This window comes from Kribbella sp. DT2, from assembly GCF_049844575.1.
In the GTDB taxonomy this organism is placed as follows: domain Bacteria; phylum Actinomycetota; class Actinomycetes; order Propionibacteriales; family Kribbellaceae; genus Kribbella.
The window spans coordinates 81530-97205 of record NZ_JBNCLH010000008.1; the positions used below are offsets into that span (position 1 = coordinate 81530).

18 protein-coding genes are annotated in these 15676 nt (G+C 70.5%); 11 read left to right on the forward strand and 7 right to left on the reverse strand.

Going from position 1 to position 15676, the window contains the following annotated elements; translation table 11 throughout:
• Positions 1 to 50: 50 nt before the first annotated feature.
• Both ACLQ2O_RS30370 and ACLQ2O_RS30375 read left to right on the forward strand, forming a co-directional pair.
• Positions 51 to 638 (forward strand): RNA polymerase sigma factor, encoded by a 588-nt coding sequence (locus ACLQ2O_RS30370; RefSeq protein WP_425838077.1) that lies wholly within the window; start codon positions 51 to 53, stop codon positions 636 to 638.
• Positions 635 to 1063, forward strand: coding sequence for a hypothetical protein (locus ACLQ2O_RS30375; protein WP_425838080.1), 429 nt, complete (start codon positions 635 to 637; stop codon positions 1061 to 1063). The genes ACLQ2O_RS30370 and ACLQ2O_RS30375 overlap by 4 nt, the downstream gene beginning before the upstream one ends.
• Here ACLQ2O_RS30375 and ACLQ2O_RS30380 read toward each other — a convergent pair.
• Positions 1060 to 1551 carry a MarR family winged helix-turn-helix transcriptional regulator gene (locus tag ACLQ2O_RS30380; protein ID WP_425838083.1) on the reverse strand — a complete coding sequence of 164 codons (492 nt, stop codon included), beginning with the start codon at positions 1549 to 1551 and terminating at the stop codon, positions 1060 to 1062. The genes ACLQ2O_RS30375 and ACLQ2O_RS30380 overlap by 4 nt on opposite strands.
• A 41-nt stretch (positions 1552 to 1592) precedes the next feature.
• Here ACLQ2O_RS30380 and ACLQ2O_RS30385 point away from each other — a divergent pair, with 41 nt between their 5' ends.
• Entirely contained in the window at positions 1593 to 2477 is an 885-nt protein-coding gene (locus ACLQ2O_RS30385; protein ID WP_425838086.1) for a DMT family transporter, read from the forward strand.
• A 1-nt stretch (position 2478) separates the two neighbouring features.
• Here the strand turns inward: ACLQ2O_RS30385 and ACLQ2O_RS30390 are convergent, their stop codons facing one another.
• A complete protein-coding gene (locus tag ACLQ2O_RS30390) occupies positions 2479 to 5271 on the reverse strand; it encodes a BTAD domain-containing putative transcriptional regulator (protein WP_425838089.1) in 2793 nt (930 codons plus the stop codon).
• 103 nt (positions 5272 to 5374) lie between these two features.
• Here ACLQ2O_RS30390 and ACLQ2O_RS30395 point away from each other — a divergent pair, with 103 nt between their 5' ends.
• From ACLQ2O_RS30395 to ACLQ2O_RS30405, 3 genes are all read left to right on the forward strand, one after another.
• A complete protein-coding gene (locus tag ACLQ2O_RS30395; protein WP_425838092.1) occupies positions 5375 to 6196 on the forward strand; it encodes a TrmH family RNA methyltransferase in 822 nt (273 codons plus the stop codon).
• 420 nt (positions 6197 to 6616) lie between these two features.
• Entirely contained in the window at positions 6617 to 7555 is a 939-nt protein-coding gene (locus ACLQ2O_RS30400) for a LysR family transcriptional regulator (RefSeq protein WP_425838094.1), read from the forward strand.
• Positions 7548 to 8084 carry a molybdenum cofactor biosysynthesis protein gene (locus ACLQ2O_RS30405; RefSeq protein WP_425838097.1) on the forward strand — a complete coding sequence of 179 codons (537 nt, stop codon included), beginning with the start codon at positions 7548 to 7550 and terminating at the stop codon, positions 8082 to 8084. Before ACLQ2O_RS30400 ends, ACLQ2O_RS30405 begins: the two co-directional genes overlap by 8 nt.
• 26 nt (positions 8085 to 8110) lie before the next feature.
• On the opposite strand, the gene ACLQ2O_RS30410 is transcribed toward ACLQ2O_RS30405, so the two are convergent.
• Positions 8111 to 8392, reverse strand: a complete 282-nt coding sequence (locus tag ACLQ2O_RS30410) for a hypothetical protein (RefSeq protein WP_425839134.1) — start codon at positions 8390 to 8392, stop codon at positions 8111 to 8113.
• On the opposite strand from ACLQ2O_RS30410, the gene ACLQ2O_RS30415 reads away from it, so the two are divergent.
• Complete coding sequence (locus ACLQ2O_RS30415; RefSeq protein WP_425839120.1) at positions 8373 to 8837, forward strand: class E sortase; 465 nt, start codon at positions 8373 to 8375, stop codon at positions 8835 to 8837. The two genes, ACLQ2O_RS30410 and ACLQ2O_RS30415, sit on opposite strands and share 20 nt — an antisense overlap.
• Here ACLQ2O_RS30415 and ACLQ2O_RS30420 read toward each other — a convergent pair.
• Both ACLQ2O_RS30420 and ACLQ2O_RS30425 read right to left on the reverse strand, forming a co-directional pair.
• On the reverse strand, positions 8834 to 9256 hold the full coding sequence (locus ACLQ2O_RS30420) for a hypothetical protein (RefSeq protein ID WP_425838099.1): 423 nt from the start codon (positions 9254 to 9256) through the stop codon (positions 8834 to 8836). The two genes, ACLQ2O_RS30415 and ACLQ2O_RS30420, sit on opposite strands and share 4 nt — an antisense overlap.
• Positions 9253 to 9984 (reverse strand): SAM-dependent methyltransferase, encoded by a 732-nt coding sequence (locus tag ACLQ2O_RS30425; protein WP_425838102.1) that lies wholly within the window; start codon positions 9982 to 9984, stop codon positions 9253 to 9255. Before ACLQ2O_RS30425 ends, ACLQ2O_RS30420 begins: the two co-directional genes overlap by 4 nt.
• An 82-nt stretch (positions 9985 to 10066) precedes the next feature.
• On the opposite strand from ACLQ2O_RS30425, the gene ACLQ2O_RS30430 reads away from it, so the two are divergent.
• Positions 10067 to 10519, forward strand: coding sequence for a GNAT family N-acetyltransferase (locus tag ACLQ2O_RS30430; RefSeq protein WP_425838105.1), 453 nt, complete (start codon positions 10067 to 10069; stop codon positions 10517 to 10519).
• Here ACLQ2O_RS30430 and ACLQ2O_RS30435 read toward each other — a convergent pair.
• Positions 10516 to 11283, reverse strand: a complete 768-nt coding sequence (locus ACLQ2O_RS30435) for an SDR family NAD(P)-dependent oxidoreductase (protein WP_425838108.1) — start codon at positions 11281 to 11283, stop codon at positions 10516 to 10518. The genes ACLQ2O_RS30430 and ACLQ2O_RS30435 overlap by 4 nt on opposite strands.
• Before the next feature lie 217 nt (positions 11284 to 11500).
• Here ACLQ2O_RS30435 and ACLQ2O_RS30440 point away from each other — a divergent pair, with 217 nt between their 5' ends.
• Both ACLQ2O_RS30440 and ACLQ2O_RS30445 read left to right on the forward strand, forming a co-directional pair.
• A complete protein-coding gene (locus ACLQ2O_RS30440) occupies positions 11501 to 12727 on the forward strand; it encodes a neutral zinc metallopeptidase (RefSeq protein ID WP_425838111.1) in 1227 nt (408 codons plus the stop codon).
• 156 nt (positions 12728 to 12883) lie between these two features.
• Positions 12884 to 14035, forward strand: a complete 1152-nt coding sequence (locus ACLQ2O_RS30445) for a neutral zinc metallopeptidase (RefSeq protein ID WP_425838114.1) — start codon at positions 12884 to 12886, stop codon at positions 14033 to 14035.
• Between the two features lie 45 nt (positions 14036 to 14080).
• Here ACLQ2O_RS30445 and ACLQ2O_RS30450 read toward each other — a convergent pair whose 3' ends face one another.
• Positions 14081 to 14533, reverse strand: a complete 453-nt coding sequence (locus tag ACLQ2O_RS30450) for a GNAT family N-acetyltransferase (protein ID WP_425838117.1) — start codon at positions 14531 to 14533, stop codon at positions 14081 to 14083.
• A 225-nt stretch (positions 14534 to 14758) separates the two neighbouring features.
• Between ACLQ2O_RS30450 and ACLQ2O_RS30455 the strand changes: the two genes are divergently transcribed.
• Positions 14759 to 15667, forward strand: a complete 909-nt coding sequence (locus tag ACLQ2O_RS30455; RefSeq protein WP_425838120.1) for a mechanosensitive ion channel family protein — start codon at positions 14759 to 14761, stop codon at positions 15665 to 15667.
• Positions 15668 to 15676 lie beyond the last annotated feature (9 nt).

Here is a 15676-nt window from a genome sequence, read left to right on the forward strand (position 1 = left end):
AGTCGTGGCAGTGGGCACCGATGTCACGCCGTGCCACTACATTTCACGGTGTGAACAGGGTCACCGAAACGCCGCGTGACGAACCAGCCGGTGACCTCGTCGTACCAACAGTGACCTCCGACGACTCGTTACGCCGCGCCGCCGCGCTGGGCGACACGGACGCGTTCGCGGAGATCCTGGACCGGCACGGACCCGCAATGTTCCGGTACGCGCGCCGGCTGCTGAACGATCACGGAGACGCCGAGGAGGTGGTGCAGGATGCGTTCGTCGCCGCGTGGAAAGCGCTCCCCGACTTCCGTGGCGACTCGAGCCTGCGGACCTGGCTGTTCACGATCACCGGGCGCAAGGCCGTCGACGTACTGCGCAAGAAGCGGCCGACGCCGATCGAGGACGTGCTGCTGGCCGACGTACCGGCGGCGAACGCCGACCCGGCCGAAGGTGCCGGGCTGCTCCAGGCGCTCGACGCCGCGCTGGCCCAGTTGCCGTACCTACAGCGAGCGGCCTGGCTGCTCCGGGAGGTCGAGCAGTTGAGCTACGCCGAGATCGCCACCGCCCTGAACACCACGCCGACGGTTGTCCGCGGTCAGCTCGCCCGCGGCCGGACCGCGCTGCAGGAGCGGCTGGAGGAGTGGCGATGATCGACGACATCCTGCAGCAGGCAGCGGCCGAGGCGCGCGCGTCCGGTGAGCCCGGCTGGATCGACATCTCCGCCTCCATCCAGCAGCGGCTCAAGTCGGTGACACGACGGACCAGGCCGCTGCGGGCGGCCACCGACACCGGCGAGCTCATCTACGTCACCGACCACGTCCTGATCAGCCAGCTCCGGCGGCGGATCGCCGCACTGCCCGGCTGCGAGCTGGACCGGGTGCGGCTGATCGGTGGCGACGACACCTGCACAGGTGCAGTGGTCGACGTCGTCGTCACGACGTACGGGCAGGACCTGCAGCTGCTGGCCGATCAGGTGCGCTCACTGGTCTACGAGGTCTTCACCGACCTGCTGGGCCCGGGCTTCGGTGACGACGGAGTGGACGTCACGATCACGGACCTCACCGTTACGCCCTAGGGCTCGAGGTCGGTCAGCCAGGTCTTCAGCAGGGCCTCCAGTTGAGTGGTCTGCGCTGGGCCCAGCCCTGCCAGCAGGCGCTGCTCGTTGGCCATGTGGGCTGTGAAGGCCTTGTCGATCAGGCGGCGGCCGGCTGGAGTCAGTCGTACGACGCGGCCGCGGCCGTCGGTGCTGCTGCGCATCCGCCGGACCAGTCCGGCCTCCTCGAGCCGGTCGACGCGCTTGCTGACCGCACCGGTGGTGACCATCGTGTGCAGCGCGATCTCGCCAGGCGCGCGCTCGTACGGCGTACCGGCGCGCCGCAGCGCCGCGAGGACGTCGAACTCGCCCTCGGAGAGCCCGAACTTGCCGTAGACCACGGTCAGCTCCGCCGTCAGGTGGGCCGCGATCCGGTGCAGTCGGCCGATCACTCCCTGAGGGCTGACGTCGAGGTCGGGGCGTTCGGTCCGCCAGGCGGCCTGGATCCGGTCGACACGGTCTTCGCTCACCCGGTCAGCATATAACTTCCACGGAAGATATACTGTCTTCCATGGAAGATAAATCCTGGCGCTGGCTGCTGGTGACGGCGATCGCGCCGATCGCGTGGGGAACCAACTACTACGTCACGCACGAGTTCCTGCCGGCCGGCTTTCCCCTGTACGGCGGGGTGATCCGCGCGCTGCCCGCCGGGCTCCTGCTGCTCGCGCTGGCCCGGACCCTGCCGCGCGGTGACTGGTGGTGGAAGTCGCTGGTACTCGGCATCTGCAACGTGGGCGCGTTCTTCGCGCTGATCTACGTCGCGTCGCAGCTGCTGCCGGTCAGCGTCGCCTCGACGATCATGTCGGCCACGCCGCTGACGATGGGCCTGTTCGGCTGGATCCTGCTCGGTGCCCGGCCCTCCGGGCGCGCGCTGATCGGAGCGGTCGCTGGGATCGCCGGCGTCTGCCTGATGCTCGGTGGTGGGACAGGCGGCATCCGTCTGGCCGGTGTGCTGGCGTCAGTGGCCGCGCTGACGTTGTCGTCCTGCGGCTACGTGCTGGCCAAGAAGTGGGGCCGCGGTGGCGACCTCCTGGCGACCACTGCCTGGCAGCTGGTCGCGGGTGGTCTGGTGCTGATCCCGTTCGCGGTGGTGGTCGAGGGGGCGCCGCCGTCGCTCGACCTGCGGGCGATCGGTGGTTTCGCGTACGTCGTACTGATTGCTACGGCGGGTGCGTACGTGGCCTGGTTCACCGGTCTGCGGCACCTCGACGCGGCCACGGTCGGGCTGGTCGGCCTGCTCAACCCGGTCGCCGGGGTCCTGCTCGGGACGACGCTGGCCGGCGACCACCTGTCGTTGGAGCAGGTGGCTGGTCTGGCGCTGGTCCTGACAGGTGTAGCACTGGGCCGACCGGCCCGGAGGCGGTCGGCCCAGAAGGAGGCTGTCGCGGTCAGCTGACCTAGCGGACCCTCAGCGGACCAGGCGTCGGCCAGAGGTTGCCGCCGACGGCCAGGTCGCCCAGCCGCGACCGCAGTACGTCGGCCGCCGGATCGCCCAGGTCGTCCAGGATGCCCAGCGCCTCCAGCCAGGCCCGGTCTGCTTCGGTACGACGGCCGATGGACAGCAGCAGGTCGCCGAGCTGCTCCAGTGCGACCGCCTGGAACGCGTGATCGCCCATCGTGGCGCGGATCTCGACCGCTGCCCGGGCCGCGTCGATCGCGGCCTTGTGCTCGCCCAGCCGGCCCCACGCGGTCGCCAGCAGGTGCAGGGCGCCGGCCTCGGCCCGGCGCTGCCCGACCTCGCGGAACAGCGCGCAGGCCTCGGTGCCGACCACCACCGCCTCGTCGTACTTGCCTAGGGCAAGCAACGTCAGAGCGACCTGGTACGCCGACTTGGCCGTGTTGCCAGGCTGTCCGGTGGACTTGTCGGTGACCTGTGCCGAGCTGCCGTAGGCCAGCGCCTCCGTGTGCCGGCCGGCGTCCAGGCAGACCGCCGAGAGGTTCCGCAGCGTCGCCGCCTGACCAGAGGGGTCGCCTATCTGCCGGAAGAGCTTCAAGGCCTTCAGCTGTTCGGCGATGGCCTCGTCCTGGCGTCCAGCGCCTCGGTGCGCGCCGCCGATGCCGGAGTGCCCGTGCGCCTGGCCGATCAAGGCTCCGGCGCGTTGTGCCGCCAGCAGTCCGGCCTGCTGGATCTCCAGCAGGTCCTGCCAGTTGTTGCCGCGGTGCGGACCGACCCAGGCGGCGTACGCGAACCGCCAGCACAGGTCGTCGAAGCCCTGGTCGACGGCGAGCTTCGCCACGGCGACCAGGTTGCGCCCTTCGGTCTCGTGCCAGGCCAGCGCGGACCGGGCGTCCCCGATCGCCTCCGGCTCGCTCGGCCCGGTCGGGAAGTCGATGGCGGGCTCACCGGCCTGCAGCCAGGGCCGCGCGGCAACGGCGGACTGCAGGTAGTTGTCGACCAGCCGGTGGAGTGCGGCCGACCGCACCTCGGGTGGGTCGAGCTCCTCGGCCAGCTCAGCGACGTACGTGCGCATCAGGTCGTGCAGCTCGTACCGGCCGGGTCTGCGGTTCATCAGCTGGCTGGTGTCGATCAGCTGGTCGAGCAGGCGAAGTGTCTGCGACTGGGAGAGATCTGCCAGCGCAGCAGCAGCCGGTACGCCGATGTCCGCGCCCGGGAAGGTCGCCAGGAGCCGCAGCAGGGCGGCCGCATCGGGTGAGAGTGCGTGGTACGACCAGGAGAAGACGCTGCGGATGTCAGTGCTCGGGTCGTCGTCGCTGCCGAGGAAGTCCAGCTGGTCGCGCTCTCCGGACAGCTCGGCGACCAGGTCGTCGAGCCGGGCGTCGGGGGACCTGGTTGCTCGCTCCGCGGCGATCACCAGCGCCAGCGGGAGCCCGTTGCACCGGCGTACGAGGTCGGTGATGGCAGTGGGCGCGAGGCGTGCGCGGTCGCCGATGATCTGGGTCAGGAGGTCAGCTGCCTCGCTGCGGGGCAGTTGGTCGAGCGTGAGGCGGTTGGCGCCTTCGCGGACGACCAGACCGCGCAACTGGGTCCTGCTGGTGATCAGGACCAGGCTGCCTGAGCCGGGGAGCAGCGGGCGGATCTGACTGGCGTCGAAGGCGTTGTCGAGCAGTAGGAGCATGCGCTTGCCGGCCAGGACGGTCCGGAGCATTGCGGACCGGCCGTCGAGGTCCGTGGGGATCTGCTGGTCGGTGATGCCGATCGAGCGCAGCACGGTCTCGATCGCCATCGACGACTCGAGCGGACGGCCCGGTCCGTGGCCGCGCAGGTTCAGGTAGAGCTGGCCGTCCGGGAACTGGTGCTTGACGCTGTGCGCCCAGTGCACGGCCAGCGCGGTCTTGCCGACTCCACCCGGTCCGTCGAGCGCCACGATGACGACAGGAGGCTGGGCGGCGTCAGGGACCAGAGTGTCGAGTACGGCGAGGTCTGCGGTGCGCCCGGTGAAGCGGGTGATGTCGGTGGGGAGCTGACGAGGCCGGTGGTGCTCGCGGCGACGCCGGGTGGTTCTGGGCTCGCCACTGTTCAGCACTTCGTCGTACAGGCGGCGCAGGTCCGGACCGGGATCGACACCGAGCTCGTCGGCCAGGTAGGTCCGGATGCGGTGGTACACGTGCAGGGCCTCGGCCTGGTGGCCGGACCGGTACTGCGCCTCCATCAGCAGGACGGCGAGGCGCTCACGGGCCGGGTACCGCCGGGCCAGCGAGGTCAGCTGCGGCACGATCTCGGCGTGCTGGGCCAGCTCGATCTGGTCGGTGGAGAGCAGTTCGATCGCCCGGAGCCGCTCCTCGGTCAGCGCCGGGGCGTTGTCGCGGACCAGCGCCGACGGTGGCAGCCCGCTGAGTGGCTCACCCCGCCACTGCGTCAGGGCCTTGCGGAGCAGCTCCACCCGGGTGGGCGCGTCCTGCTCCTGTACGGCGTCGTCGACGGTGGTCCGGAACTGCAGGAGGTCCAGCTGCGCCGGGTCGATGGTGATCCGGTAGCCGTGCGGCTCGGTGGTGATCTGGTTGCGGCAGCTGTCGAGCGCGGACCGCAGGCGCGAGACCGTCGTCTGCAGGGCCGCCTCCGGGTTGGCCGGCAGGTCGGACTCCCACAGGGCGTCCACCAGGTCGTTGCGGGACACCGTGCTGTTCGCGCGCAGCAGGAGCGCGGCGAGCACGAGCCGTCCGCGACCGGGCGGAACGACGTTGCGCTCCGCCACGACCGCTTCGACCGGCCCGAGCAGGTGAAACCTCACCGCCTCACCATCCCCCAGATAACGCGTGCTGACGAGGACACAGATGCCGGTCGGCCCACGGGAGGTTGGCTGGAGCCCGCAGAACGGCGGATAAGGTGGCTCGGTGAGTCGGCGGACAGATGGTGGAGCACCCAGGCAGCCCAGGTCCCCGCAGGGCCGCGGTCCGCGGACCGGCGAGGGCGACCGGGCCGAGCTGTCGCCGCGGGACAAGTGGATCACGATCTTCGGCCGCAAGCCGGTGCTGGAGGCGCTGAACGACCCCGCGCTGACCGTCGCCAAGGTGGTCGTCGCCGACAACGCCGGCGGTGACTCGCTGGACGAGATCGTGGCCACCGCCCGCCGCGTCGGTACGCCGGTCGAGCGCGCCACCGCGACGCGGGTGAAGTGGCTGGCCGGCAACGGCAAGCAGGACCAGGGCGTGGTCGCCGACGTCGACGCGCCCCGGATGACCCCGCTGCAGAACTTCCTGCGCAACCGCGGTCGCCGGCCCACGCAGGTCTTCCTGCTGGACGGCGTCACGAACCCGGGCAACGTCGGGATGATCCTGCGGACCGCCACCGGCGCGGGCTTCGACGGCGTCGTGCTGCCGCGCGCCGGGACGCCGCACGTCGGGCCGCTGGTGATCAAGGCGTCGGCCGGGATCGCGTTCCAGGCGCCGATCGTGAACGCGCCGACCGCCGCCGGTGCGGTCGACGCCTTCCGCGAGGCCGGGTACGAGATCTACGGGCTGTCGGCGCGGTCGCAGCGGTCGCTGTTCCGGACCGAGCTGGCGCCGCGGTCGGTGTTCGTGCTCGGTGGGGAGACGCACGGGATCTCCGTCCGCACCGACACCGACCTGCGGATCCCGCTGCACAACGGTGTCGAGTCGCTCAACGTGGCGGTCGCGGCAGCTGTGGTGGCCTTCGAGGTGGCCAACCGGCGCTGAGCGTCGTACTGTGTGGTTCAGATCACAGGCATGCGATGCGTTCCCCGTGGGCACTGCCGGGGAGCACCAGTCACGACGGTGAACTTCAGACGCCGGCGCGAGTGCGGCCAGAGGGGCGGGCCGGGTCTCGGCCGGCGTCTTTCCCGTCCCGGGTGACCTGGTGCAGGTGCGGGCAGCACGCGCCACCGCAGAACCGGTAGTGCTTGGGGCTGCACCACGGCTTGCACTCGGGCTTCTGGTCACCTCTGGTCATCACCCCACTGTTACCCCCTGTCAGCGCGTACGCCGACCAGGCGCGCCGGGGCAAGCGCCTTCCCAACGCCCAGCCGTGGAGCTCCAGCAGACCGACGACCGGCGGCTCGTGCGCGATCACCGCGGTGAGCTGCTCCGCTTAACACTCCACGTGTGTTAATGGGTGGCGTGCCCGACGACCTGGAGATCCGCCTGCTGCGCTACTTCGTCGCGGTCGCCGAGGAGCTGCACTTCAGCCGGGCCGCCGAGAAGCTGTACGTCGCCCAGCAGGCGCTCAGCCGGGACATCCAGCGGCTGGAGGAGCGTGCCGGCGTACGGCTGCTGGACCGGACCACCCGACGGGTGACGCTGACCCCGGCCGGGCGGACTCTGCTCGACAGGGCTCGCCAGCTGATCGCCCTGCACGACACGACAGTGCTGGAGCTGCAGGGGGAGGCCCGCTCGCTGACTGTGGATGTCGTCGGGCCCGGACTGACTCCTTCGCTCGTCCTGGCGGAGGCCCGGCGGATCGCGCCGGAGGTGGAGTTCTTCGCTCGGTTCCACAGCGGTGGAGAGTCCGCAGCGCCGCACCTGCTGGCCGAGCGGCTCGACGTCACGTTCGGCCGGCTCACTGGCTCGTACGGCGAGCTGGAGCGTCGCGACGTACGCCGGGAGCCGCTGACCGTGCTGCTGCCGATCGGGCACCCGCTGGCCGAGCTGGACGCCGTACCGGTGGCTGAGCTGGGCCCGGCGGGGGTGTGCTTCCGGGCCGGTGATCACGTGACGGCTGGGTGGGAGCACGCCGTACTGCAACTGCTGGGGCCGTTGGGGATCGAGGCGGGTGGGGCGCATCCGCATGTGCTCGGGGCTGACGAGGTGGCCCAGCACCTGCGGGACCGGAACGCGCCCATCCTGTCGCTGACGTCCCAGCCGCGGGTGCCTGGGTCGGTGGTGCGACCGGTGGTCGAGCCGGAACCCCTGTATCCGTGGGCGATGTTCTGGCGGCGAGAGGCTCGCCATCCGGGGTTGGTGGCTCTGCACGCTGCAGTGGATCGCCTAACGACGGCTGGGGGCTGGCTGGACCAGCCGGAGGGGGCTTGGCTGCCACGGCCTGAGTCAGGTGAGTGAGGTGCAGGCGGAGATCGTCGGGCTGCTGGTGTCGCCGGTGCATGCTTTTGAGGGGCGACCGCAGGACGGGCCGCGGGTCGACCCGCTGGACGGGGTGGTCGACCGGGTGACTGTGCGGGCGGGGTTGGGGCTGGTGGGGGATCGGTACTTCAACCAGGCGGTGCACCGGAAGGCTGCGGTGACGTTCTTCGACGTCGAGGCGCTGGAGTCGCTGGCTGACGAGTTGGGGTTGCCGGTGCCTGACCCGCATCTGCTGCGGCGGAACGTGGTGCTGCGGGGGTTCCCGGTGGACGAGCTGGCGGCCCGGCGGTTGGCGGACGGGAGTCGGGTGGAGGGGCGGGTGTTCTCGCTCGACTCCGGGTCCGGGCCGGTGAGGTTTCAGGCGTACCGGCCGGCGAATCCGTGTGCGTGGATGGATGTGGCGGTGGCGCCGGGGGCTTTCAAGGGGCTGCGCGGGCACGGTGGGGTGCGGTGCGAGCCGTTGGACGACGGGGAGCTTCGGCTCGGGTCGGCAGTGCTCAGGGTTTGATTTCGGCGGGCTTTCGGTGAGTGGGGCTAGCTTTTGGGAATGGTGAGGTGGAGGTTGGCGGCGGGGCTGCTGGCCGGCGTGCTGGTGGGGTGCTCGGACGTTGCCGAGGACCTGGCGGAATCGCCGACTGCTTCGACGCCTTCCAGCGCGAGCCCGACGAGCGTCAGCCCGACGCCGACGCCGACATCATCGCCGACGCCGACGCCGAGTCCCATGCCGACGACGCCCTCGCCGACCGTGCGGCCGATGACGACCTCGGTGCTGCGGATTCCCGCGCTGGGCAAGGTGATGCGCGTGGTGCCGTACACGGGCACGGCCGACGACCGCCCGGGGACCGTGATCCAGAATCGTGGCGTCGCGGCCTCACCGCGAGGAGCGCGCGGCGGGGTCGGGCCGGGGGAGGTCGGGAACTTCATCGTCACCGCGCACCGGACCACGCACGGGCGGCCGTTCGGGCGGGTGCCGGCGCTGAAGAACGGCGACCACGTGCTGGTCGCCGCCAACGGCGTGGTCCACGACTACGTGATCGACCGGACGATGACGATCTCGTTCCGCAGGCCGGCCGAGCTGGCGCAGCAGAACGCGGCGGTGCCCGGGCGGCCCGGCGTACGGCCGACGCAGGCGAAGCTCACGCTGAGCACCTGCGCCACCCCGGAAGACCATGCCCAAGGCAACTACTGGAAGGACGCCCTGGGCAACCCCGAGCACCGGATCAACAAGATCGGCACCCTGGTGGCCACCCGGCCGGCTTAGGCGCGGCCGAACTTCCACCACTTGGGCTTGTTGGCCTTGATCTCTTCCTCGGTCAGCGGCGGCGGGACCGGCGGGCGGGACTCCTCGGTGAGGAAGTCGCCGGACTCGGTGTCGTACGCCGTCACGCCGAGGCGGCGGCTGATCTCCATCACCAGCGGGATCGACCGGGCGCCGTCGTTCAGGTAGAAGGTGATGTCGCGGACGTCGATGCCCTTGCCGATGGTCAGCTCGACGTCGTGCTCGTCGCTCTGCAGCACCAGCCACGACCGCTTGGTGGCGTCGATCCCCGGCGCCACCTCACGGACGATCTCGACCACCTCGTCGGCGGTCCCCAGCGACGGTGGCGCGTAGTCCTCCGGCAACTCGTCCAGCCGGCGGACACCACCCGGTCCTCGCAACGCGTAAATAGCCCAGCTCATGGCCCCACAGTACGGGCGGTGAGAAGCGCGAACGTCAGGTACTCACCCTGGTCCTCCTCCAGCATCGCGACAGCGGGGTCCGGTGAGCCACGGTGGGCGCTGCAGGCCTGGGCCCAGAGCAGCCAGTCCTGCCAGCCGGACTCCTGCAGCCGGGCCGACGTGACCTCGACCAGTTCGGTGATCTCCCACTGGAACCGCCACCAGTCCGCGGTGTGCCAGGCGATCGCCTCCCAGCCGACCAGCTTCTTGATGTGCGCCGGGATGTGGCCCAGCTCGCGGACCTCCCGCCGCATGGCCGGGGTGGCGACGCCGAGCTGGCCGCCGGGCTTGAGGAAGCCGGTGAGGTACGCGAGGTAGCCGTCCGCCGTACCGAAGTACTCGTAGGCGTCGATGCAGACGATCGCGTCGAAGAAGCCGCGGGCGAACGGCAGCGCGTGGGCCTCCGCCTTGAGCGCGGTGATGTCGAGCCCGGCGAAGTTGGCCGCGGCCTCGGTCGGGTCGATCCACAGGTCCGTGGCCCAGACCTGGACGCCGTACTCCTTGGCCAGGAAGACGCTGGTCGCGCCCTTGCCGGAGCCGAGATCGAGGACACGCATGCCCGGCTTGAGATCGAGGTCCTTGGCGAGGTCCTCCAGCAGCCAGAGCGGGTGCGGGCCCATGTCGTTGGCGATCACCCACGCGGCGTCGTACTTCGAGGACAGCGGGTACTCCGGCCGGTTCAGCTCCATCCGCCCAGCCAACGGCCTCGGCCCGCGGGTCGCAACCGATTTCGAGGTTGTGAGCAGCCCCCGGTCCAGGCAGAGTCGTCGCATGCGGATGGAGGCGATGGACGCCGACGGGCTGCGCCAGGTCGAGACCTGGCTGGCGGCCGACCCGGTCGGCGGCGCGATCTTCGGCGGCTTCTACGGCGACGCCGTACGCCGCTGGGCGCCGTTGCTGCAGGCACCGACGCGCTTCGGGCGGCTGGTCCGCGACGACACCGGACCGATCGGGTTCGTCGACCTGGAGATCCTCGACGCCGAGGCCGAGATCACGTACTACGTCGCGCCCGATCGCCGTGGTCAGGGATTCGGGCACCAAACACTCGCGCTGCTGATCGAGCTGGCCCGCGAGCAGGGCGCGACCTCGGTCCACGTCGGCGTCGAGCCCACGAACACCGCCGCTCTCGCGACGCTGCGCACCGCGGGCTTCACGAACCACGGCGAGGACGAGTACGGCGACGTCGAGCTGACCCTCGGCCTGACCGAAAACCAGGTCTCCTAGTAGACGGAGTAGCCGCCGTCGATCAGGAGGACTGAGCCGGTCATGAAGGAGCTCGCGGGGCTGGCCAGGTAGACGACTGACGGAGCGATCTCCTCGGGGGTCGCGTAGCGCTGCTGGGGTGCGTCGAGGATCCAGTGCCGGCGGAACTCGGGCTGGTCGACCGGCGCCATGTCGGTCTTCACGTAGCCCGGCGCGATGGCGTTGACGCGGATGTTGTGCGGTGCCCACTCGGCCGCCAGGCTGCGGGTCAGGTGGTGGACGGCGGCCTTCGAGGCGTTGTACGACGCCTGCCACTGCGGGCGGTTGACGATCTGCGCGGACATGCTGCCGACGTTGACGATCACGCCTCCGCCGGCCGCGATCATGCCGCGGGCGACCGCCGTACTGGTGTTCCACAGGGCGGTCAGGTTGAGGTCGATGACCTGCTGCCACTCGTCGTCCGGGACCTCGAGCGCCGGTCGGTGGATGGCGATCCCGGCGTTGTTGACCAGAACGTCGATACCGCCCAGCTCCGCGGTGACCTGCTCGACCATCGCGGCGACGTCCTCGCGGCGGGTGATGTCGGCGGTGACGGCCAGGCCGCGGCGGCCGCGGTCGGTGATCTCGGTGACGACGCGGTCGTTGCGCCCGGTGTCCCGCCCGGCGATCGCGACGTCGGCGCCGGCCTCGGCCAGCGCGAGCGCGAAGGCGCGGCCGAGCCCGCGGTTCCCGCCGGTCACCAGGACCCGGCGGCCGTCCAGCCCGAAAGTGTCCAGCACGCTCATCCGGTACTCCGTAACGTTGGTGGCGGGTGACTCAGCGTAGGACACCGCCGCGCGAGGTCGCGGATCGATGTCAATAGCTGCAATCCAGTACGCCGTTCGGCGTGTCGCGCAGTAGCATCATGCGGCGGTTCGGGGCCAGGGGGTGGTGACCGGTCGCCGTACGGAATTTGGGCGGGCCGGCCTCTCGCGGCCGCGAACTGGGGAGACGCAGGACAGCATGGCCAACGAAGGAACACCCAAGCCTGGGCACTTTCTGCCCGGCGGCGCCGGCGACCAGCCCGCGCTGGCCGCACCTGCGGCAGCACCGCAGGCCTCGGCCGCACTGTTCGGTACGGCGCCTGAAGGGGAGACGCCCGCGGACGCGACGCCGGCTGCCGGCTTGACGCCGCTGGCGGCGCCGACTCCGCGGCTGGGGGCGGAGGCTCCCGCGGGACCGCCGCAACTGCAGGGGTCGCGGATCGGGCCGCCCCCGCCGGGGGACGCCGCGGTCGCCGCGTTCAACGCGCGGTACCGGCCGGAGCCGATCCCGTTCGTACCGAAGACGCGGTCGAAGCTGCTGGTCGCCGGCGGCGTCCTCGGGATCATCGTGCTGATCGGTGGCGTCGCGTTCGGCGGGACGAAGCTGCTGGCGTCGTACGACGACTACGTCGCGAACCCGGTCGGCAAGCCGTCGGTGCTCGGCACCGAGCAGCCGATCGACGCCAAGCCGACCGAGGCGGTGCCGGACGCCGTACTGACCGGGCAGAGCAAGCTCTACACGGCCGGCAAGCTCAAGGCGGCCGGTTGCAAGGAGCCGTCGTACCGGCCGACGACCAAGGACAACGTGCGCGCCTACTACGAGACGCTGCTCGCCTGCCTGAACAAGGCATGGGAGCCGGTGGTGCGCAAGACCGGCGCCGAGTTCGACCCGCCGAAGCTGGTGATCTTCGACAACGGCCAGGAGACGGCGTGCGGCGTGCACGACAAGCCGGTGAACACGTACTGCGCGGCCGACGGCGGTGTGATGGCGATGCAGTGGGAGGACTGGCCGGAGGACTACGCCGAGAACCGGCCGCTGGCGCGGGTCGACCTGGCCTACGACCTCGGGTACATGTACGCGCTGCACGTCCAGCACCTGACCGGGATCTTCGAGGCGGCCGGTTCGATGGGTGACACCGCGCCGAACGAGAAGTCCCGGCTGGAGCTGGACCGGCGGCAGGCGCTGCAGGCGGCCTGTCTGTCGGCGGTGTTCCTGGCGACCGAGAAGGCGACCTTCCCGTTGCGGGGCGAGCTGCTCACGCAGTACCAGTGGCGGACGAAGAACAGCGGTGACGAGCTCACCGAGGACAAGGTGCGCGACCACGGCTCCCGCAAGAGCGTCGAGCAGTGGATGGCCCGGGGCTTCGGTAGCGGCGATCCGGGCGCCTGCAACACTTTCACGGCGACCCCCGCCAAGGTCAGCTGACGCGAGAAGACTGGGACTGCGATGACCGAGCTCGACCCGCCCACCCCGGCTTCCGAGACACCCTCGCCTGCTCCTGGGCACTTTCTTCCTGGTGGGGACGGGGAGACCTCAGCGGAGGCAGTGAATCGTCCGGTACGGCGTGGCCAGCCGACGGGGTTGAGCAAGGCCAAGCCGGTCTCGGCGGATGAACCGACGCAGCGCAAGGGCGCTCCGCTGCCGACCGAGCCCGGGCAGGCCGGGTTCGGCGCACCTCCGCCGGCTCCGCTGCCGGGCGCTTCGTCGGCGCCGTTGACCGGGGCGCGGCAGCGCGGTGGGAGCCGGCCGGTCGGCTGGAGCTCCCCGTCCGCGCGTCAGGCGCCGCAGTTCACCGCCCCGCCGCCGGAGGGCCCGAAACGAGGCCTGCCGAAGCCGGTCCTGGTCAGCGCGGCCGTCGCCGGAATGGTCGCCCTGGTCACCGCCGCCGTGCTCGGTTACCGCGCGATGGACACCTTCGACACCGTCGCGAACCCGCTCGCCAACCCGTCGGTCAAGCAGACCGAGGTCCCGATGGCGCCGCCGCAACCGACCGTCACGGTGACCGCGACGCCGGTGCCGGACGCCGTACGGGTGCAGCAGAACGGGCTCTACAAGGCCGGCAAGGTTGCCGCGGTGAGCTGCGCGGAGCCGAAGGTGAAGCCGAACACCGAGGTCGCCGCGCTGCGCTACTACCAGGCGCTGCTGCCGTGCCTGAACCGCGCGTGGGCGCCGATCATTCGCAAGGCGGGGTACGAGTTCCGTCCGCCGAAGCTCGTCCTGTTCGCGAAGGGCCAGGGCGCCTGCGCCGGCGTGCCCAGGGACGTCGCGTTCTACTGCGACGACGGCGAGGTGATCACGATGCGCGGCGACCTCGACGCCCAGTCCTTCCGGCAGTACGGCGACGCTGCGCGGATCGACATGATGGACACGCTGGCGCACGAGTACGGCCACCACGTCCAGCAGCTCACCAACATCCTGATCTCCTCGTTCTCCCGCAAGGGGTGGGCGACCACGGAACCGGCCAAGCTCGAGGAGAGCCGCCGGTTCGAGCTCCAGGCCAGCTGCCTCGGCGGAGTCTTCCTCGGCGCCAACCAGGCCGGCCTCCGGCTGACCGGCAACCGTCTGGACCTGTGGGAGTACCAGACCCAGCACTCCGGCGACGAGTACAACCCGGACAAGAAGCGCGACCACGGCTCCCGGAAGAGCCAGTGGCTGTGGGCCGGTCCCGCCTTCAAGTCCGCGAACCCGGCCTCGTGCAACACCTTCACCGCACCCGCGGCGAAAGTGAGTTGACCGCACCCGCACCGCAGCCGTGAAGGTGAGCTGGTCGTCGTACCGTCAGAGGGTGAGCTTGAAGCCTTCGTGGCTCATGGTGAAGCCGAGGGTCGTGTAGAAGCGGTGGGCGTCGGTGCGGGTCTTGTCCGAGGTGAGCTGGACGAGGGCGCAGCCGCGGCGGCGGGACTCGTCGATCGCCCACTGCATCAGCGTGCTGCCGAGGCCGGTGCCGCGGGTCGACGGGGCGACGCGGACGGCTTCGATCTGGGCCCGCCAGGAGCCGCGGCGGGACAGGCCGGGGATGAACGTGAGCTGGAAGGTGCCGACCACCTCGCCGTTGCGGTCGGCAACGATCAGGAGCTGGTGGGGGTCGGCGTCGAGGGCGGCGAAGGCTTCGGCGTACGGCGTGAGGTCGTCGAGCGACTCGCGGGTGGTGCCGAGTTGGTCGTCGGCGATCAGCGCGACGATCGCGGGCACGTCGGCAAGGGTGGCGCGGCGGATCTCGGCAGCGGTCATGGGCAGAGTTTCGCAGGTGACTGAACCGGTTAGTTGACCGGGCCAGCATCTTTCGCCGTCACAGTACTTGCCTTATGCAATCACATTGCGTTACCCAGAAGGCGTTTGCGGGGGTTACCTGAGGGAACGGGTGGTTGAGACACCACTGCACCGCCCGTGGCCGGGGTCGCGTGGAGCGGTGCGCGTGGCGGCGGTGCGGGCTCAGTCCGGAAGGAAAGATGTCCGATGAGCGCACCACTGGCAATCGACTTCACCCAGCCCTTTGAAGATGCCTTCGGCAAGCTTCTCGGGTTCATCCCCAACCTGCTCGGTGGCCTGGTCATCCTGGCGGTCGGGTACTTCGTCGCGAAACTGCTCGGCAACCTGGTCGGCAAGCTGCTCGGCAAGGTCGGCTTCGACCAGTGGATGGAACGAGCCGGCGTGTCCGGCGTCCTGCAGCGGTCCGGCACGGGGCTGACCGCTTCGGCGATGCTCGGCAAGGTCGTGTTCTGGTTCGTGTTCCTGATCAGCTTCACGATGTTCGCCTCGGCACTCGGCGTGCCGGAGATCTCGAACTTCATGAGCGCCATGCTCGGTTACATCCCGCGGATCTTCGCCGCGATCGTGATCGTCTGCCTGGCCGCGCTGTTCGCGAACTTCCTGGCCGCGATCATCCGCGGGGCCACCGGCAACGAGACGCTGGCCAAGGTCGGCAAGTACGCGATCCTCGTGTACGCCGCGTTCGCCGCGCTGACGCAGCTGGGCATCGCGGTCCAGCTGACCGGCAACACGCTGCTGATCGTGCTCGGCGGTGCGGCGCTCGCGCTGGGTCTGGCTTTCGGTCTCGGTGGCCGGGAGATGGCCGGCGAGGCGCTGCGCACGCTGTTCGACCGGGGTCAGGCGATGGCCGCGAACCGTCCGGCGGGTGGCGCTGACGCGTCGTACCAGCAGGCGGGCAACGGCTACCAGAACGGCGATGGCTACCAGGCCGAGCAGTCGGGCTACCCGACCGAGCAGCAGCAGTACCCGACCGAGCAGTACCCGGCCACGCACGGTGCACCGCAGAACGGTGGCTACTCCAACGGCACGGCCGGTGCCAACGGCAACTGGACCGGCGAGAACACCACGAACTGGTCGGACGGCCAGCAGCGCTAGACCACTTCT